Annotated in this window: 16 protein-coding genes; 8 read left to right on the top strand and 8 right to left on the bottom strand. The window is 33.9% G+C overall.

Annotated elements, in window-relative coordinates; genetic code table 11:
* Positions 1-68: 68 nt before the first annotated feature.
* Entirely contained in the window at positions 69-716 is a 648-nt protein-coding gene (locus ACWNT5_RS22715; RefSeq protein ID WP_299610652.1) for an SPOR domain-containing protein, read from the bottom strand.
* Between the two features lie 502 nt (positions 717-1,218).
* Between ACWNT5_RS22715 and ACWNT5_RS22720 the strand changes: the two genes are divergently transcribed.
* The 3 genes from ACWNT5_RS22720 to ACWNT5_RS22730 all read left to right on the top strand — a co-directional run bounded on the left by ACWNT5_RS22720 (position 1,219) and on the right by ACWNT5_RS22730 (position 8,515).
* Entirely contained in the window at positions 1,219-5,610 is a 4,392-nt protein-coding gene (locus ACWNT5_RS22720; RefSeq protein WP_456518647.1) for a T9SS type B sorting domain-containing protein, read from the top strand.
* Between the two features lie 32 nt (positions 5,611-5,642).
* Positions 5,643-6,638 carry a PorP/SprF family type IX secretion system membrane protein gene (locus ACWNT5_RS22725; RefSeq protein ID WP_299610658.1) on the top strand — a complete coding sequence of 332 codons (996 nt, stop codon included), beginning with the start codon at positions 5,643-5,645 and terminating at the stop codon, positions 6,636-6,638.
* 146 nt (positions 6,639-6,784) lie between these two features.
* Positions 6,785-8,515 (top strand): alkaline phosphatase D family protein, encoded by a 1,731-nt coding sequence (locus ACWNT5_RS22730; RefSeq protein ID WP_456518648.1) that lies wholly within the window; start codon positions 6,785-6,787, stop codon positions 8,513-8,515.
* Positions 8,516-8,585: 70 nt separating this feature from the next.
* Here the strand turns inward: ACWNT5_RS22730 and ACWNT5_RS22735 are convergent, their stop codons facing one another.
* The 3 genes from ACWNT5_RS22735 to lysS form a co-directional block, all read right to left on the bottom strand.
* Positions 8,586-10,163 carry a hypothetical protein gene (locus tag ACWNT5_RS22735; RefSeq protein ID WP_456518649.1) on the bottom strand — a complete coding sequence of 526 codons (1,578 nt, stop codon included), beginning with the start codon at positions 10,161-10,163 and terminating at the stop codon, positions 8,586-8,588.
* A gap of 168 nt (positions 10,164-10,331) precedes the next feature.
* The gene (locus ACWNT5_RS22740) at positions 10,332-11,753 is read right to left on the bottom strand and encodes a hypothetical protein (protein ID WP_456518650.1); all 1,422 of its coding nucleotides are present in this window, start codon (positions 11,751-11,753) and stop codon (positions 10,332-10,334) included.
* Positions 11,754-11,900: 147 nt separating this feature from the next.
* Entirely contained in the window at positions 11,901-13,592 is a 1,692-nt protein-coding gene (gene lysS, locus ACWNT5_RS22745) for a lysine--tRNA ligase (RefSeq protein ID WP_299610668.1), read from the bottom strand.
* Between the two features lie 446 nt (positions 13,593-14,038).
* Between lysS and ACWNT5_RS22750 the strand changes: the two genes are divergently transcribed.
* Positions 14,039-15,199, top strand: coding sequence for a TolB family protein (locus ACWNT5_RS22750; protein WP_456518651.1), 1,161 nt, complete (start codon positions 14,039-14,041; stop codon positions 15,197-15,199).
* 100 nt (positions 15,200-15,299) lie between these two features.
* Positions 15,300-15,500, top strand: a complete 201-nt coding sequence (locus ACWNT5_RS22755) for a hypothetical protein (RefSeq protein WP_299610674.1) — start codon at positions 15,300-15,302, stop codon at positions 15,498-15,500.
* A 59-nt stretch (positions 15,501-15,559) separates the two neighbouring features.
* On the opposite strand, the gene ACWNT5_RS22760 is transcribed toward ACWNT5_RS22755, so the two are convergent.
* From ACWNT5_RS22760 to ACWNT5_RS22770, 3 genes are all read right to left on the bottom strand, one after another.
* Positions 15,560-16,441 carry a hypothetical protein gene (locus ACWNT5_RS22760; protein ID WP_456518652.1) on the bottom strand — a complete coding sequence of 294 codons (882 nt, stop codon included), beginning with the start codon at positions 16,439-16,441 and terminating at the stop codon, positions 15,560-15,562.
* A gap of 103 nt (positions 16,442-16,544) precedes the next feature.
* The gene (locus tag ACWNT5_RS22765) at positions 16,545-17,036 is read right to left on the bottom strand and encodes a DUF1573 domain-containing protein (RefSeq protein ID WP_456518653.1); all 492 of its coding nucleotides are present in this window, start codon (positions 17,034-17,036) and stop codon (positions 16,545-16,547) included.
* A gap of 135 nt (positions 17,037-17,171) precedes the next feature.
* Complete coding sequence (locus tag ACWNT5_RS22770) at positions 17,172-18,230, bottom strand: response regulator transcription factor (protein ID WP_456518654.1); 1,059 nt, start codon at positions 18,228-18,230, stop codon at positions 17,172-17,174.
* Between the two features lie 116 nt (positions 18,231-18,346).
* Here ACWNT5_RS22770 and ACWNT5_RS22775 point away from each other — a divergent pair, with 116 nt between their 5' ends.
* From ACWNT5_RS22775 to lipB, 3 genes are all read left to right on the top strand, one after another.
* Positions 18,347-18,505, top strand: a complete 159-nt coding sequence (locus ACWNT5_RS22775) for a YqaE/Pmp3 family membrane protein (RefSeq protein WP_299610685.1) — start codon at positions 18,347-18,349, stop codon at positions 18,503-18,505.
* Between the two features lie 107 nt (positions 18,506-18,612).
* On the top strand, positions 18,613-19,392 hold the full coding sequence (locus ACWNT5_RS22780) for a hypothetical protein (protein WP_299898678.1): 780 nt from the start codon (positions 18,613-18,615) through the stop codon (positions 19,390-19,392).
* Positions 19,393-19,427: 35 nt separating this feature from the next.
* Positions 19,428-20,126: a lipoyl(octanoyl) transferase LipB gene (gene lipB, locus ACWNT5_RS22785; RefSeq protein WP_456518655.1), complete on the top strand. Its 699-nt coding sequence runs from the start codon at positions 19,428-19,430 to the stop codon at positions 20,124-20,126.
* A 76-nt stretch (positions 20,127-20,202) separates the two neighbouring features.
* On the opposite strand, the gene ACWNT5_RS22790 is transcribed toward lipB, so the two are convergent.
* Entirely contained in the window at positions 20,203-20,703 is a 501-nt protein-coding gene (locus ACWNT5_RS22790; protein ID WP_456518656.1) for a hypothetical protein, read from the bottom strand.
* Positions 20,704-20,778: the final 75 nt, after the last annotated feature.

The raw sequence follows: 20,778 nt of genomic DNA on the forward strand, positions 1-20,778 counted from the left end.
AGTTGAGTTGGTTAGTTTAGTTAAGTAAGATTCCTTGAGGTTTTGTGTGAGACCTCAAGGTTTTTTTATTACCACGCTTCTTCAATTTTTATACGTTCACCGTTTCGGTAAGAAGCAATAAAAGCTCCTCTAAAGCCTAAACGTACTATTTCTCTTCTAAACTTTTTAGCTTCTGCTAATGAAGCAAAATTACCAAGAGCATATTTGTTGAAACTGCCTGCTTTGATTTCTCTAAAATTCACAAATTTATCAGAATACATAGATAAATCTTTCTTTTCAAAAGCACCTATCTGTACGGCATATACTAATTCATTTTGAAGCGAAGCTTTCTCTTTTTCTTCTTGAGTATCCGAACCTTCGTCAGAAGCATTGATCTCCTGATCCATAGATAGGTTTTTGATAGTGTCTTCTAATTCTGCAATTTTATTATTTAGAATATCTGTTTGTGCTTTTGCTTCACTTTTAGGAATTACACTGTCAGAAGTATTAAACTGCATAAAATAAATAGTACCTGCTACTCCTAAAAGAGCAACAAATCCAAGAATAATCGTGGCTATTTTAAATTTTCGAGTGTTTTCCTGTTCTTCTTTAAGAGCTTTCGTATGAGCATAGTTAGTTACTCTTTTTTCTTCTTTAGCATCATCTATCTGAACCTGAAAGTCTAGTAGTTCATCATCACTGATATAAGGCATGAGTCGTGGTTTTAATGTCTTCAAATATAGGTGATTATTACTTTATGCAAAAATTAAATTACTGATAAACCGTAATTGTGGCTGAATACCGCTTTGTATCAAAAACAAATAATTGTGAGAATAGCAACGTTTTTGAAGAGTATTTCTACGAAAAAACAGTTTAAAATTGTAAGATTTTTTCTTTAAAAAAGCACGACTTTTTGATTTTGTGATACGCATACCGTCATTTAATTACATCATATCGAATACTTGTAAAATCTGGAAATATAATGAGTATTGAAACGTTATTACTTTTTCGGTATTCTATTTTTACAATCCACCCACCCTAAGTCGAAAATAGAATACGGTCATATTTGCTATTTATAAAACTTAACCAACGTGAATACGAGGATATATTTACATATAGACCTTTTAGTGTTTATTAATGCTATTACTTCATTTTTTAAGGATAACATTTATTGCGTGCTACCAAGCGTACTGGTTAAGGATACTTTTATTATAACCCACTCAATAAATTCCTTCAATTATGATACGTAAGCTACTTTTTACTGGTGTAGCCTTGTTTTTGTGTGTTTTTAGTTACTCCCAAACAGTAACTTTTGAAACAGATGACGGTCTAACTGCAAAAACGATCTGCCAGGGTACTGAATTACAACTTAACTTAGCAATAGATCCCCCAACTCCTTCTGGTGGAGGGAGTAATTATAATGTCCAATGGGAGAAAAGTACCAATCCTACATTTATTAAAAACTGTTCGTTTCCAAGTGCAGATGGTTCTTGCTCATTTCATAGAGATACACCACGAGAAACTACAACCTATACGGTAAGAGTAAACGGAGGACCAAGTGGTACGGTTACGGCTAACGTAGTGATTACCGTGGAGGATATTCCAAATCCAGGTCTTAATACTACAATGTTTTTATGCGGTAGAACAGGAGTTATTAACCTTTTTGATGAACTAGATGGAGGTCCAGATCCAGGAGGAACCTGGAGTAATGGTACAGGTACATATGATACAGCAGATCCTAATGGAGGATCTTTTACTTATACCATAGATAATGGAGGTGCTTGTCCTGCAGTTAGTGCTATTATCACCGTAAAACCTTGTGGTGATAATGATGCAGATAACGATGGAATTCCGAATACCACAGATAATGATGATGATAATGATGGGATTCCAGATTCGGTCGAGGATGGGTTTTGTACGGCTACAACAACGACTCCTATTTTCGTGTTAGAAGAAGATTTTGGTTTTGGTGGTCCAACGAGAAGTAGATATTCCGAAGGACTAGGTTTAACTTATAATCCAACCTTACCACAAGATACTTCCAATGATGGAGAATATAACGTAGCTACTTCTACTTATTTTAGAACCGCCGGAGGTTTTGACGCAACATTCCTTTCTACAGATCTTATAGGAGAAGTCGATGCTAATGGAGATGTCGATGGAAGATATCTTGCCATTAATATGAAATCTAGTGTATTTGCAGACAGACCAGTTTTTGTAGCAGAAAACCTTCCTGTTACGCCAGGAATTGAATACGATTTCAGCATGTCTATTGCAGGTTTAAATAATAATGTAGGAGAATTGCCTGCAAATCTTACGATAGAGGTTGTGGATCAAACCACAGGGGTAGCTATTTTTTCTCAGAACTCAGGGGAAATTCCTAACGGAACGGACAATTGGATTTTAGTGCAAAATTCTTTTATACCTGATCCAACCGTGAATGTAGTAACGATTAGAGTAATTAATAGGCAGGGAACAGATGGGAATGGTAATGATATTGGAATTGATAATATTTTTCTTTCGACAACTGGATGTGATTTTGATAGAGACGGTATCCCGAATTCACAAGATTTAGATGCAGATAATGACGGGATCTACGATATTGTAGAATCTGGAAATGCTGCTGCAGATGCTAATGGAGATGGTCGTTTTGACGGAGCTATTAATGCTGATGGAACTTCTACTACGGTAGTTCATAATGTAATCAATTCTGATAGTGACTCAAATGAAAATTTCTTGGATATTGATTCCGATAATGATGGTATTATTGATAATATCGAAGCGCAATTAACTGCTACTTACGTTGCTCCTAGTACAGTAGATGGAGATTTTAATGGAGTAGATGATAGTTATGATACTAATGGTACTGCAATTGTTCCTGTAAATACGAATACAACTGCCGATCCCGATTATATAGATACAAATTCGGATCCTGTATCTGGTGATTGTTTAGAAGATATTATCGAAGCTTACGATCTTGATCAAGATGGAGTGCCGGATACTATTCCTGGTGGATCAGACAGTGATGGTGATGGATTGGATGATGCTTTTGATACAATAGTGCTGGATAGATTAACATCGGATACAAACCCAAGTAATGGAGGTACCCTTCCGACAGATTTTCCAAATAATCATAACCCTTTAACAGATGAAAGAGATTGGAGAGAAGAAATTGGAGATGTGGATCTAGGTTCTTTAGCAATAACCGTTTGTGATCCTAGGAATTTATTTGATGAGTTACCAATGGGAACTCTAACCACTGGGACTTGGAGTGTGCCAACAGGTGGAACTGCTCTTACTGGAGGTCATTTAGGAACGCTGGATCCGACAATTGCTGGTATTTTAGATGGAGTATATATTTATACACTTCCCACCTTGTCTGCTGGTTGTCCGCCAATAAGATATTTGATAGATGTAACTATTGATAGTTCATGTCAGTGTCCTGATATTGATGAGCCTATTGTTCCAACAATTCCTGTGGTTACTTGTATCGATGCGTCTCCTTTACCATCCATTACGGTAACTCTTGGGCCAGGCTTGGAAGGTAGATGGTATTTAGCAGATGGTACACCAATTGCCAGAGCTCAAAATACAGATACATTTACACCAGAGCAAGCTGAATTAGCTATTGGAGATAATACATTTAGAGTAGAAGCTTATGAACCAGTTGCGATGTGCACCAGTGACTTGGTAGACGTTGTGATTACTGTAACTGCTGCTCCAGAGGCTGGGGAACCAAATGATACGCCTCCAGAACCAGTCGCATTATGTGAAGGAGATACCACAATTATCAATTTGTTTGATGAGCTAACAGGAGAAGATGCAGGTGGTGTTTGGACCGATCCTATGGCTACAGTTATTCCTGGTGGAACCATCTCTGCAGATGCAAATATGGCTGGAGATTACACCTATACAGTTTCTAGTAATGGATGTACAGATACAGCTGTAATAACAGTAACAATTAGTACGGTGCCAACTTTAGCTTTAGGAACCACTACTTGTGCTGCTGACCGAGCAACTTATAATATTTCATTTACTACCAATGGTACTTGGGATATTTCTACAGACCCACCGAATGAAGGCGTTGTGGATGTTGCTAATTCAATGATAACAGGTGTTACGGCGGGAGTTGATCTTATTGTAATAGCTATGAATCCTGCTAATACTGCTTGTGAGGAAACGCTAGTGGTTACAGCACCAGATTGTAGTTGTCCAACAATAGCTGAGCCTACAAATCCAACTAACGAGAGTATATGTGTTGGTTCTCCCACACCAACATTATCTGTAGATGTGTTGGCTGGTCAAACAGCAAATTGGTATGATTCGAATGGGAATTCGCTTATTATGAATAGTACTACATACACACCTACGGATACCGCAGTTGGAAACTATATTTATCGCGTAGAAGCGTTGGATATTGCGGAAAACTGTGTAAGTAGTCAAATAGAAGTAACTTATGATATTCTGGATATTCCAGTGGTAGATCCTATGGATCCTGTAAATGCATGTGAATCTTATGTGTTGCCTACATTATCTGTGGGGAATTATTTTACGGCAGTGAATGGAGGCGGTACTCCACTTAATGCGGGGGACATTATATCTACAACTCAGGTAATATATGTGTATGCAGAAACAGGAACAACCCCAAATTGTTTCGATGAAGAACAACTGGATATTACCATTAATCCTTTACCTAATCCGATAGCTCCTGTAAATACTGGAGATCGTTTTTGCGATAGTTATGTGTTGCCGGCGGTGCAAAGTGGACAGGCATATTATACCAGTTCTAATGGTAGCGGAACACAACTTAACGCAGGAGATGTAATTCAGGTTAGCCAAACTGTCTTTTTAAGAGAAGTGGATACAAACGGTTGTGAGAATGAAGTAGCATTTTTTGTAGAGATCGTAGATCTTGAAGAGCTAGAACTAGAATCCGGGATTATCTGTGCAGGTCCAATTACATTTACTTCTTTTTTGATAGATACGGAATTGAATGATAATGAATTTTCGTTTGAATGGAGTTTTGAAGGAACAGTAATTCCTGGAGCTACACAATCTGCATACGATGCTTCAGAAGCGGGAACATATACTGTTACCTATACTGATGTAGTGTCCATGTGTACTGCAACTTCAGAAGTAATCATCACAGGAATCAATGATCCACGGAGCATGGATTTAGATCTTTCATCTGGAGATTTTTCGGATAGCACTAATATTACGGCCACTGTTGTAGGGGATAGTACGTATGAATATATTTTAGATGGCGGTAGTCCACAGAGTAGTAATGTATTTAACAATGTGCTTCCAGGATTACACGAAGTAACTGCAATAGATGTTAATGGCTGTGGTTCTATTACTGCTTCTATTTTTGTAGTGGGTTTCCCTACTTTCTTTACACCTAATAATGATGGAAGAAATGATCAATGGGGAGTGATTGGTGATGCAGATACACCAGAAATGGATATTTATATTTTTGATCGATACGGGAAACTTTTGCAACAGCTAAATAATGATAATCAATGGGATGGAACGTATGCTGGAAGACCTATGCCAGCAACAGACTATTGGTTTGTCGCAGAGTTTAAAGATGGTTCAGCAACCTTTAGAAGACACTTTACATTAAAACGATAATAGGAGCTTTTTCTTCTTTCAAAATAAAAAAAATGAAACTTACAAAAATATATATAGTAATAGTAGTCTTATTCGTTATGAAAATTGGAGTAGCTCAGGAAGGGTTGTCCATATATTCGGATTATCTTACGGATAATTATTATTTGTTACACCCATCAATGGCAGGAGCATCCAATTGTTCTCAGGTAAGATTAACTGGTCGTAGAAATTGGCTTGGAGAAGAAGACAGTCCAGGATTATATACTGCTGCCTATAATGGTAGAATTGGAGATTCTCAATCTGGAATAGGAGCTATTGTTTACAATGATAAAAATGGATTTTCTTCTCAAACAGGAGGGTATGTGACATATGCGCATCATTTAATGTTTTCTAGAAGTGAAGTAGATCTGAATCAACTTTCTTTTGGATTAAGTGCTGGTATCATCCAATACAGACTAGATCAAACAAGGTTTGATCCGAATGATCCTTTAGTTGGACCTGGATCAATAAGCGAAAGCGAGTTTAACATAGATGCTGGATTTTCGTATAATTTATATAATTTCTACACGCATGTAACTGTAAAAAATCTTTTGAAAAATTCTGGGGTAAACAATGATTTGCAGGTAACCAATAACTTAAGGAATTATTTAGTTTCGGTGGGATACGTTATTGACCGTCCTGGAAAGACATTCTCTTATGAACCTTCTATTTTATTTTCACATAGAGATGGAGTTTCCCAGTCCACTATTGATTTTAATTTAAAAGTATATAGCGATCTAAGTTTTGGAAAACTATGGGGAGGATTGTCTTATAGAAGAAGTTTTGATTCTATAGACTTTGTAGAAGGTGAAGAAATAAGAAGTCAAACACTGAATTTTGTAACCCCTTTTATAGGTGTTAATTATGGAAAGTTCATGTTTGCCTATACGTATTCATACCAATCGAATCCAGTTACTTTTAATAGTGGTGGTTTTCACCAAATTACATTGGGAATTGATTTTTCTTGTAGAGAAAAGAAATATGCTTGCTACTGTCCTTGGGTGGAGTAATGGCTTATACTTGAGTAGGTTCTAATTTTATGTTATCTAAAGATTACTATTCGGAGAATATTTTTTATTGGTTTTGATCTTTATTTAAAGAAGGGATAACATCAAGTTTATTGTGGTAAAATATTTTTGAAGGAAAAATATACACAATGAATAGAAGGAACTTTTTTGAAAAATCTTTGTTGGCTGCTGGTGGTTTTATGATCGCTCCTATGTACATCAGTTGTAATAGTGATGATGATATGGATATTAACATTCCAGATCTTAGTACAGACAACTTTTTGGAAGGTGTAGCTAGTTTTGATCCAACAGATTCTAAAGTTATTATATGGACACGCTTTACTCCCAATTCAGGAACTGCAAATGTGACTATTAATTGGCAGGTAGCTACAGATAATAGTTTTAATGATATAGTTCGTAGTGGCGAGTTTATAACAGGTGAAGATCGTGATTATACGGTAGCGATCGATGTTCAGGAATTACCTTCTAACAGTAAGTACTATTATCGTTTCTTTGATTTAGAATCCCAAACTTCTTCTGTAATTGGAGAAACCATAACATTACCCAAGGTTGGAGATACCGTAAATGATATAAAACTAGCAGCATGTTCTTGTGCTAATTTTGCAGCTGGTTTGTTTAATGTGTATGGAGCAATGGCTAATTCTGATGTGGATGTGATCGTGCATTTAGGAGATTACATTTATGAATATGGAGAAGGAGAATACGGTACTAACGAAAATACTGTTGCCTTGGATAGAGTTCATAAACCAGCAAATGAAATCTTGTCCTTAAGTGATTATCGTGCGAGGTATAAACAATATAGAGGTGATAAGCAGTTGCAGTTAGCACATCAAAAGAAACCTTTTATCTGCGTGTGGGATGATCATGAGATAACTAATGATGCTTATGTAGATGGCGCAGAAAATCACCAAGATAATGAAGGTTCTTATGAAACAAGAAAACAAATTGCTATTCAGGTGTATAGCGAGTTTTTACCGCTTAGATCAACGGATCCGGCTAAAATTTATAGGACATTTGATTTTGGTAGTATTTTAAGTTTGCATATGCTAGACACCCGAATTATTGGTAGAGATAAGCAATTGTCTTATAATGATTTCTTCGATCCGAGTACAGGGCTTAATGCGGCAGCATTTCAGACAGCATTGCAAGATCCAAGTAGGACATTATTAGGATCGGAACAATTAAGTTGGTTATCAGGGGTAGTTTCGGGTAGTAGTGCGAGTTGGCAAGTCTTGGGTCAGCAGGTACTCATGGGTAAAATGTTTATGCCAGCAGAGTTGCTAATACTTATTGGCAGGTTAGTGGCAGAAATAGGTGCTTTGGGAAGTGCTACTCCAGAAACCGCAGCGGCATTCCAAACTGCACTAACAGAGTTGACTGCTATTAAATCAAGATTGTTAGCTGGAGATACTACGCTTACTGCAGAAGAAATCGCAAGAGTTCAATCAGTTGTTCCGTATAACTTAGATGCATGGGATGGATATTTTATGGAGCGAGAACAGCTTTTTGCAATATTAGGCGATAAGAAAACCGTTTGTCTGGCAGGAGATACTCATAATGCTTGGTATAGTCAACTAAAAGATGCAACTGGAAAAGAAATAGGAGTGGAGTTTGCAACTTCTTCTGTAACTTCTCCAGGATTTGAAGGATTTTTAGGAGTAGATGCTAATCAGGCAATTGGTTTTCAGCAAGCTTTACAGTTATTAATAGATGATTTACAATATATGGACGCTACCCAAAGAGGTTTCCTGAAAGTAACATTTACGTCGGGTAGTAGTCAGGCAGAATGGAATTATATCAATACCATTTCGCAAGAAGATTATACGGTTACTGTTGGGGAGACAGTTTCGTATAGCTAGTTTTTATTTATTAGAATTAAAAACGCAACCTATTTAGGTCGCGTTTTTTGTTTTTTCAACTTTAAGGTTCTTAATCTGCAGAACAATTGGTAAGATCTTTACAAAAACTAAGAAGATCTTCTTGATTGTTTTTGTAAGTCTTGCTAGCAACTTTTTCTTGTACAGAAGGACAACCTTCTGCTAGTTTGGTTAGATTCTTTTTAAAGCCAAACACATAACCTGCAGACATAGTAGATTTTCCTTTTTCTGCACCAGCTGGCATAATAACCAATTCTTTATTATTAAAAAGATATAGGTTGATCTTTTCAGATTCAAAAAGAACTTTACAAAGCTTATCGGTAGCACCTCCTAAAACCATCTGATCAACATCTACAGCTCCACCTTTTATAGAAGATTCTTTAAATTTTATATTTCTATAGTGATCTCCATCTACAAATACTAACTGACTACACTTTTTAGCTTTTCTTACTCTGGTGCCAAATGGTTTTCCTTCTTTATCGTACTCTACCGTTTTTAATGAGTACGCAATTTTGTTCATATCAGAAGTTTTAATATCAACCAATAGCGTGTCATTTTCTTTAGTGATTAAGTAAGCTTTGTTTACTTCTATGTCTGTAAGTTCAGTAGCTTCATTTTCATCAGTTTGATTACTTAGATCTTCTGTTTTTACATCAAAATGACGTGTTTTTGTTTTGTTGGCTTCAAAATCCTTGATGAGGTCGTCTGCAATTTCATTTAGATATCTACCATCAGATTTATCGTAATCATTATCGATTAGTTTCTGTGCATACTCTTTAACTTTTTCTGGCATGTCTAGGTAGTAATATATTTTTCCGATGTTATAATAACTTGCATATCGAATTTTTCTTATTTTTCTTTTATCACCTTCGTACCTAGGAATTACTCCGTTAAAGTATTCGATTACGGATTGTAGTTCTGTCTTTATAGAATCCACAGGTTGGTTATGCTGCATGGTTGAAAAAACAGTTTTTAATTTCTCATATGCCTCTTGATGCTTTGCATATTCTGGATGTTTCTTGCTTTTTAAAATCCAGAAAAACTCTCTTTCATGCGTTTCGATATCGTATCCGTAGGTATTAATCAAATGCCTTCTTGCCGAGTTTAGAAATTGATTTTTGTGATCATTTCTATATTTATCTCGTAAACTATGACGATTATTATTATAATAATCTTGTGCCTTTTTATAAGTTGTAAATTCTCCACTAGCATAATCCTCGCTTTCAGAGTATGACTTTTCATAAGATTCGGCGTTTGTACCATTATTTACAGACAGTGTTGCCGATGATGAGTATGTTGTCTTAACGATGTACGTATAACTTGTAGATAATACTTTTCCTTCTTTGTCTTTTTTCTCGTGTTTTTCTTTTTTGATATCTACTGTTCCGATTTTGGTTCCATGAAACTTGTAGTTTATATCCAATGAACCACCGCTTTTTAGCTTCTTAAAACCAGGTATCGTAATACTCCCAGTGTTAATGGAATATGTTCTTTTTGTGCTGTCTAGAATAGGTTTAGAGGGTAAGTTAACATAGGAAGTTTTGAAATTTTCTCTATCTAGATTTGTTCTTTGAGATAGTGCGATCGTACAGCAAAGTAATGCCGAGACAAAAGTAAAAATTCGAATCATTTGAATGGGGCTTAATGTTAAATAAATCTTAAAATCAAAGCGGCAAAAATAGTATAAATATTTAAAAAACAAAGGATAAAAGAAACGGAACCTATTGTTAGGTTCCGTTTTGTATTATATTATCAAACATTTTCTACTATAGTTCGAGATGGAATATAATAAAATGAACTAGTTATTATTAATGTCTACTATTTGCAAATTATCATTTACAGCTCCCATAAATCCTTTTAAAAGAGATATATTACCCAAGTTTTCGACCAAATCGGAGGAAGACTCGGCTGCAATAAAGTATATGATATTATTTTTCTGGATCAATCCTGAAATGAACTGCCCCCCATATTGTATGCTCTTTAATTCATTTCCATGATGATCATATTTTGTTAAAAATCGATTTTCGGTTACGATAAAGGAATCGTTTAAATTCAATAGATCATTAATACCTGAGCTACCACGAGTGAGTTTTGACATAATTTCATTTCCATCAGGAGCTACAACTCTTAATTCATTATGACTATAGCAAGCAAAATTACCTGAACTTAATTCTTCAATATGGAACGACCCGTTCAGATCATTTATAGATGTTACACTTGAGGTTAATTGAGAAGTGTATCTAATGTTTTTTATTAATTCAAAGTTTTCATTTAATAAAAATAAAACAGGTTCATAGTTTTCTAAAATATCATTTTCTGAAGTAAATGTTCCTCCGTAACCTATATATCCTTCAGATGTTTTAGTTAAATCACCAATGAATGCATTTTCTTCCATGGAAGGATAGTTCATTGTTTTAATGACATTGTTATTAACATCTCTTATTTGAATAGCAGGTGCGAGTTTAAATTCGGTATCTACAGAAACTCGATTACTTCCAAAAAATGCAAATTCATCACCTACTTTGATATTGTTGTAAGATACTGTAAGGTCTGATCTACCATTCTTTACTAAACTTCCAGATTGGTCGAGAATTATTTCTCTAGAAGAATAATAATTACCCAAGGTGTTAACGAAGGTAAAAACCAATTCTCCATTAAGTTTATTAAATCTAAAGCAATTACCAGTATTATCAGTTTGGTCTCCGATATATAAAGATTCTATAATTTCATTATTGTTATCAATTTCTCTGTAAAATATTTTTCCCAGACTATTATCTAGAATATCATCTATAATTTCGATCATAAATAGATTATTGTTTTCTGAGTTAATTCCACTAGCAATAGGGAATCCACGAGTTCCGTTAGGATAGTCGAAGAATTTGTATCGTGTTCGCGGTTGCAGAACTGATATTCTTTTGTAGATAGTTTCAGTTTCATTTTCATTAGAAACGGTTAGTTGAATAGTTTGTGTTCCTGGAGAAGAAAATGATAAGGTGAATGAAGATTCAGTTGTTGTTTTCTCTTCTTCATTATTTGTATAACTAAAGGTTATTTCTGTGGCATTTTCGGAACAGTCCGTAATTACAAATTCTTCGCCTACTTCAACAACTTCTTTATCGATAGAGAAACACGCGATTGGTAGTTGAATAGCAGTTTCTTCATCTGAACTGCAGGAGAAAGTAAGAATAGCAATACTAACAAGTAGTAGGAGATTTTTCATAAACTTTAGTTTTAAATTTAAGGCGCAGCGAAATTAGTTAAAAAAATGTTAACAGATCTAACAGTTATAAACTTTAACAACACCAAACAAAAAAGTGTGTTCTAGACTATTTACTAGAACACACTTTATTTACAAAATGTATGTTTTTTATTCCGCTAGCTCTACTAGTAAGCTATCTTCCGTTTTGGTTACCTTGGTAAGACCTAATTTAGATAGACCTTTCATCCCCTTATCCCAAGCTTTGTTACTTAATCCGGATGCGGTTTTAAGATCTGCTAACTCCATGCGTTGTTCTTTTTTGATAATCTCAAAAATAGCTTTCTCGTTATCATTTAACTCCACAGCTTTCTTTTCTGGTCTCATTTGAGGGAAGAACAGTACCTCTTGTATCGATTGATTGTTGGTTAAATACATAATTAATCGATCCATTCCAATCCCCATTCCCGAAGTTGGAGGCATTCCATATTCTAAAGCTCTGATAAAATCATTATCAATAAACATAGCTTCGTCATCACCTTTTTCGCTAAGTTTTAATTGAGCTTCAAAACGTTCTCTTTGATCAATAGGGTCATTAAGCTCAGAATATGCATTTGCAATCTCTTTACCACAAACCATCAATTCGAAACGCTCGGTAAGATCAGGATTATCTCTATGTTCTTTACATAATGGACTCATTTCTTTAGGGTAATCTGTAATAAATGTTGGTTGGATATAGTTTCCTTCACATTTTTCACCAAAAATCTCATCAATTAATTTCCCTTTACCCATAGTATCATCTACTTCGATACCCATACCTTTGGCAGCTTCTCTAATTTCTTCCTCAGTTTTACCTGTGATATCAAATCCTGTAAAGTGTTTGATAGAATCTGTCATTGTTACTCGAGCATACGGAGTCTTGAAATTAATCTTATGCTCACCAAAAGTAGCATCTGTTGTTCCATTAACAGCAATCGCACAGTGCTCTACTAAATTTTCAGTAAACTCCATCATCCAGTTGTAGTCTTTATAAGCTACATAGATTTCCATAGCTGTAAACTCTGGATTATGGGTACGATCCATTCCTTCATTTCTGAAGTTTTTAGAAAACTCATAAACTCCTTCAAAACCTCCAACAATTAATCTCTTTAGATATAATTCATTTGCAATACGCATATACAAAGGAATATCTAATGAATTATGATGAGTAATAAAAGGACGTGCAGAAGCACCACCAGGAATTGGTTGTAATATTGGTGTTTCTACTTCAAAATATCCTTTACTATTAAAAAAGTCTCTCATAGCATTAAAGAGCTTTGTTCTCTTTATGAAAACATCTTTAACATGAGGATTTACCACTAGGTCTACATATCTTTGGCGATATCTAAGCTCAGGATCTGTAAAAGCATCATATACCTTTCCGTCTGCATCGGTTCTTGGTTGAGGTAATGGTTTTAAAGTTTTACTTAATAATGTAAAGTCTTTAACCATCACAGTTTTTTCACCTACTTGCGTGGTGAATAATTCTCCTTCGATACCAATAAAATCACCTATATCCAGTAATTTTTTATAGATATCGTTGTATTTCGTTTTATCATCACCAGTACATATTTCATCTCTATTGAAATATACTTGAATTCGCCCATTAGAGTCTTGGAGCTCAGCAAAAGAAGCTTTTCCTTGTATTCTTCTAGACATTAATCTTCCAGCGATGATAACCTTTTTTCCTTCTTCAAATTTTTGTTTTATATCTTCTGAAGTATGATCTACAGGAAATAATGCTGCAGGATATGGATTGATACCTAAATCACGTAGAGATTTTAATTTTTCTCTTCTTACAAGTTCTTGTTCTGTTAATTGCATAATGCTGCCGTTTTAAGCCTGCAAAGATACAAAGTATGATATAATCTTTCAATTGATTTTTAAGTATTGTATCACTTTCAAATAATGAGAAAAGAAAGCTCATTTTTGTTTTATTTGAATTATCAGAAATATTGAAAAAAATGGGTGTTTTTCCTCTTGTATATACTGTAATTTTTTTTAAAAAGTAATTTCCTACACCTGTTAAATTATAAGTGAATTCCTATTTTTCTTGTTTTTTTAATAGTTTATTTTATTAAGTATCAGTACATTGCGATAAGTAACACATAGTGTGTACAACTCAATGCTATGGGGATAGCAGCATTATAATTCTTATAAAAACGAATCTTCCTTTATTACTCTTAGATAAGCTAAGATGTCTTTAGGTACACTTAATTTTATAATAATTAGGATATACGGTTGTACGTGACCAACAAAAAAGTAATTTAATGACATTGCAAAAAAACCTTTTGGGGCTGGTTTTTTTCTGTTTAATGAATTCAACATTTTCTCAACAAAAAAATTCTGCATTAGTGGATAATTCACTGGGGCAGGATGGTGTTGTAGAAACAGCCAATCTAAATGATCAAGATACTTCTTCGATGATAATTGCTCATGATAAGCAATTATCTAAGAGATATCGGTTTTTATCGGATCGCATTTCGAAACCTTTAGCAGCGAATTTTGTGGTAAAGACTTTACCATTTAACTCTAAAAACTCGGATTATGCACCCAGTTTTTATAATGGAGAACTGGTATTCGCGTCTTCCAGAAGTAAAAAATCGGTGACCATGATTCTTCAGGAAGGTTCTAATGAACCCTTCTTGGACTTGTATAGGACTAATAGAAATATCGCTAACAAAGGAATTACAAAGTTAAAGGGATCTATAAATACTAAATTTCACGAATCATCGGCAACATTTAGTCCAGATGGAAAAACAGTTTATTTTACCAGAAATAATTACGTTAAAAGAAAAATTAAGAGTAGTACGAAAGGTTGTGTTTTGCTAAAAATTTATAAAGCAACATACGATAATGGGAAGTGGAAAAATGTACAAGAATTGCCTTTTAATAGTGATGAGTATTCTACCGCACATCCAGCCTTATCTCCTGATGGAAAGTTCTTGTACTTTGCTAGTGATATGCCAGGGAGTTATGGTAAATCAGATATCTACGTAGTAGCGGTGCATAAAGATGGTAGCTTTGGAACTCCAGAAAACTTAGGAAGTCTTATAAATTCTGAGGGTAGAGAAACTTTTCCTTACATAAGCGATAAAGGAAGGTTGTTTTTTGCAAGTGATGGTCATTTGGGTTTTGGTGGGCTTGATATTTTTATGGTATTGCCGAATAAACAATCTGGTTGGAAAGTTTATAATATGGGTGCACCTATTAATAGCAATAAAGATGATTTTACTTTTATTATTAATGAAAAAGAAAGAATGGGATATTTTGCTAGTAATAGAGATGGAGGAAAAGGAGGAGACGATATTTACGGCTTTAAGCAAATGGCCGCATTAGAAGAATATCAACATTATGTACCTGAGATTAAAAGCAAAATAAAAAGATATATAGAATTAAAACCCGACGAAGGTGAAATCACATCTTTCTAATTAATTTTGAAATGGGGAAATTTCTGTTAAATAGTGCCAATTAACATCATTCCAAAAAGCAAACATAATATCTTGTTAGGGTTAACCTTTAAAATATATTATGTTCAAGAAAATTTCAAAAATCCAAGGCGTTCAGGTTTTAAATAAATCTACTCAAAAAGGTATTCAAGGTGGATTTTATTTTGATGGAGAATATGGAGAATGTCCAACACCTAATTCTTTCTTTTGTGGTGTTCCTGATCACATTTGCTGTAATGGTCTATGCGTTTTACCAGAACATCCAGCTTGTGGACTTCTATAAAAAAAGAAGAAAAGCGAATTAAATTCGCTTTTCTTCTTTATCATCTTTTTTAATTTTACTTAAAGAGATTTCTTTAATTCTTCAACCCTTTTGCTTATTTCAGGATCTTTTTTGATTTCTAAAGAACGTTCATAATTTGCAATAGCTTCAGGGATATTGTTAGTTATTAAAAATTTGTTGGCAAGACTGATGTAAGTATTTGCTTCCTCTGGGAAAAGAGAAGTATTAAGTTTTAGTACTTCTATCGTCTCTGTTATATTTCCGCTAAAAAACAAAACATTCGCATACGTATTCAATTCATACATGCTCGCGAGTTCATTCTTCAGTTCGCTTATAAGTTGAGGGTCCTTTGCCAAAGAAGCAATTCCATTTTTTGATATCATTTCATGTACTTTGGTCACACCTGAATAATTCGGGACATATGTCCCCGATACAATTTCTTTGATATCTTCCTCCAGCGTTTTTATAGGAGCTTCTACAATTCTATTTATTTCTTTACCATTTTTATAAAAAATAAAGGTTGGTACCCTATGAATATTTAAGCCTTCGTGTTCACCTCCAATACTTTGTTTATAATGTTCGCGATCAGCTTGTACTGCTATGCAGGTTAATCTATCTAATGAGAAACCTGCATTATTTAGTGTTTTATAAAAACGAGGTACCTCTCTTTTACTATCTCCACACCAAGTACCCATAAATATCTGTATAGTATATTCTTGCAGGCTATCTTTTATAGATGATACGATGTTTTCATTAGGTTTATAAGCATCGTAATTTTTAGTAAACCAAGTGTTATAAGGATTGTTATTTAGTTTTTCAAAATTGATTTTACCAGTGAGACTCCGAACACCTTTAATATTGGTGATTTCTTGATTAAATGTTTGTGAATAACAAACAGCTCCTATCGTTAATATCAATAATAATAGCACATTTTTTTTCATAATATTGATGATATTGAAAGTATAGTATTAAGATGATCATTTAGATCAATCATATAATGTGTAGTCACTAAGAAGAGGTATATTATAGCCTCTAATTCTGAAATTATTTACTTAAAGGAACCCCAGAAATAGTGTTCTTAATTTTTGGAGTAACCATCGCTTTTATTTTTAGAATGTGCTTTCCAATAGCTGTGTTTGTAGTGATAGTAACCTGTTTGTTTTGATGATTTGGTTTTCCATTGGTATTAAAGGTAACTAGCATTTCACTTGATGCTCCAGGTGCAATAGGTTCTTTCGACCAGTTAGAAACAGTACAACCACAACTTGCTTTTGCATTTACAATTACCAAAGGAGCATTGCCTGTGTTAGTAAAGGAAAAATTATGCTTTAAGATGTCACCCTCAGTTACAGTTCCAAAATCAAACTCTGTTTCTGCAAAAGTCATCTGTGGAGCCATATTTTTAGTTGTAATTGGTTCTGAATTTGTAGTCATTGCTATCGTGCTACTAGAGTTGTTTTTTTGCACGTCTGAGCAAGAGCTAATAGTTGCACATAGGATGATAAAAGTAAATACGGTTGTAATGTTAGTTTTCATGTCTTAATAATTTTTAGGATTATTTTTTTTGAATTCTGTTTTGTTCAAAATTCTAGACATGTGCCATAAAATGCAATGAAAAAGGGGTGGAAATAGGGACTAGACCCCAGTTGGAATTTTGTAATTAGTAGCTAATCACTTGTTTTTATATAACGCCTTTAACTCTTCTCGGTTATCAACTTCAACTTTTTTGTAGAGATTATTGATATGGGTTTTAATGGTACTTACACTCAGGAATAGTAAAGAAGCAATTTCTTTATTCGTTTTATTTTGCAAAATTAGATCTAAGATTTTCTTTTCCTGCTGTGTGAGTTTTTCCTCCAACGGATTACCAGCATTATTTTTCGTTTTTAATTTTCGAAATAATAAAATATTTAGTGTAATCGAAATAATTAGAAAGAATGTAATGATCCACGTCCAATAAGATGTGTTTTCTTTTTTTATGGATATAGAAAATTTGTCTGCCGCTAATTCGGTTTCATATTGTTTGGTGTAGGGACTATTAGGATACTGCTCTTGCAATCTTTCTAATAGCTTATCATAATAAGTGTTCTGTTTCAGATCCTGAAGATAATAGGTGTATAGATTATTGGATTTATTAGAAAGAAAGGAGTAAATATATAACTCGGTAAGAGGTTCTTCTTGTTGTTCTCCAAAATCTTGTAAGGTTTTAAACCATTTAATAGAATTTACTTTTCTATTTGCCTCACTTCGATAAGAGCTAAATGCATACCTCATGTTTTCTATTAGAGAATCTACCTTTAGAAATGTATTACTACGCTCGTTTGTGGAAATGATTTCACAAAAGGCTTCTTCTTCTTTAGTAAATGGTAATGAAATCTTATCATCATTTTTGGCAATAAATAGAATTTCCTGACTATTTAAACAAATCCCGTTAAAATGAATAGTAGCTTCTTCTTCCGAGCAATTATCTGTATGAATGCGATAGATCCTATTCTTTGCAGGTAAGTTATTTTCGGTAAATACAAAATACCCTGTGGAGTCGGGATATACTTTCTGTATAATCTGTTCTTGGTATGTACCTGACATTTTTCTGTAATCCTCTATTAGCGATAGGTATACATTGGTGTCCTTATTTTGCTGATCTACATATCCAGAGAATTGATATTGACTCCAAACATTAGTGCAGCACAACGTTAGAAAGATCCAAAAAATACTTTGTATCCATTTCATAGAATATATTCAGTGTATAATAAACTAATCGAAGATAAAAATAATTTTAAGATAGTAGTGTAACATAATAGGAGATAAGACTACCTATAATTATATTATTTAATCTATTTTTGCTTATGAGTTTTTTGCGAGTTTTATTATCGATTTTTTTTCCACCACTAGCCGTTTTGGATAAAGGTTGTGGATCAATTATAATCGTACTTTTATTAACCTTATGTGGATGGGTTCCTGGTGTCATTGCAGCACTGGTAATTTTAAATAACCCTAACAAATAGTTAGTGTCATTCACTACAGTTGGGAATGATCATTAAAAAGTATAACAGCAAGTCAAAGTTGTATAGTAAGTTTAGTGAATTTTTCAACAAATAAAAATTTTAAATAGATGAAAAAAGTATCCCTATTGATACAGGTATTTTTAGTGGCAATTCTTTTTGTAGGATGTCAGTTTTCGGAGGATTTACATATTAATGAAGATGGAAGTGGAAAGATAGCCTTCAGTTTTGATGGTTCTGAGTTGCTTAAAATGGCTGGAGATAAATTAGGAGAAGGTCTGGGAGAAGAACAAAAAGAAGAAAAGGCGATAGATACTTTAATGGTGTTTAAAGATTACCTAGAGGAAAAAAAGGATAGTATTGCACAGTTGCCAAAAGCGGAACAAGAACGTTTAAAAAAGTTAGAAAACTTTAAAATGCATATGTTCATGGATCCCAAAACGATGGAGATGAACTTTGATTTGTATTCTGATTTTAAAAATGTATCGGATTTAGGGAATATTTTTAATGATTTTAAAACCGCTTCTTCTTTAGGTGGTAAAAAAGCAGGTAGTTCTGTGGGAGCTCCGGGAGATCCATTGTCTAACACTGAAGGAGATGATCCGACCAAAGTTTCATATACTTTTAAAGGAAATAAATTTAAAAGGGTAACTGAAATTCTAGATGAAAAACAATTGAAACAGGGATTAGATAGTTTAGAACAAATGAAGATGTTTCTAGCAAGTTCTAAATATAAAATCAAATATCATTTTCCGAGAAGAATAAAAAATATTTCTTCTAAAGAAGCATTATTTAGTCAGGATGGGAAAAGCTTCACCTTAGAAGTTGGATTTATCGACTATATGGAAAATCCAAAGATATTGGATGTAGAGGTAGAGCTGGAAGATTAATGTGTAACTTTCTGGAAGGTGTTTGTTGAAGATTAATGAATAAGAAGATTAAAATACAAGAACTAGGTTTAAAGGATTTTAAGGAAACCTGGGATTATCAAGAAATTCTTTTTAAAGGAATTCTGGATACGAAAATAAAGAATAGACGAGAAGATGCTAATCTCGATACCAATAACTATTTTCTTTTTGTAGAACATCCGCATGTATACACGTTAGGGAAAAGTGGCGATATTAGTAATTTGCTTTTAAACGAGGAACAGTTACAACAAAAAGGAGCTACTTTTTATAAAATAAATCGAGGAGGTGATATTACCTACCATGGACCGGGACAGGTTGTGGGATATCCAATTTTAGATTTAGACAATTTCTTTACAGATATTCATAAATATCTTCGCCTTTTAGAAGAAATGGTGATACTTACCTTAGATGAGTACGGAATTAAAGGAGTTCGTAGTGATGGGGAAACTGGTGTTTGGTTGGATGTGGGAACTCCGTTTGCTCGCAAAATTTGTGCTATGGGAGTTAGAGCCAGTAGATGGGTTACTATGCACGGGTTTGCATTTAATGTAAATGCGGATTTAGGATATTTTGATAATATTATTCCATGCGGAATTAATGATAAAGCCGTTACTTCTTTACATGTAGAATTAGGTGTAGAAAGTGTAAATATAGCTGAAGTAAAAGAGAAACTGTTGAAACATTTTAAAGTCTTATTCGAAGCAGAAATGGTATAACGAAAAAGCCGAAGTATAAATTACTTCGGCTTTTTTGACTAAAAACTAAACAAATCGAATAGATTGAGGTTGGTTTTTAATTAACAAATAGGTCATTGATTTCTGATCCGCTTACTGTTAAACTGTTATTTGTTAGATCCTCATCATTATTACTGTCATTACCATCAATAAAAATATCTGGATCATAATCTAAAACTATACTATAATCTGGCGGAAATTCACCTTCTGCAGGGGATGACGAATTCCAAGGCCTAGAATAACTAATGGTTAATGTCTCGCCAGCAGCTAAATCTGTAAAACTTACAGTGCTAACTAATTCGCCTGGCGCTGGTGCTCCAAGATTTCTTTGGTATAAACGTAACGCTTGTTGTCCAGAAGATGACCTAAAAGAGTCATCTCCAATATTTGTAATAGTTCCCGTAATTGTAGCTGTCCCTGTAAAATCATCATCCTTCACTATAGAGAATGTAATACTAGTCGCTTCGAGATCTATTTCTTCATTATCAATAGTATCATCCGAACAACCGAACAACAATACGGTTAAAAATAATAGCGATAAAATTTTTTGAGTTTTCATGACATTTTAATTACTTGGTTTCACATTAGTGATACCTACAACTAAAAAGTCAACATTTTTTTACAAAATTTAAAT

Source organism: Aquimarina sp. 433 (assembly GCF_054054605.1).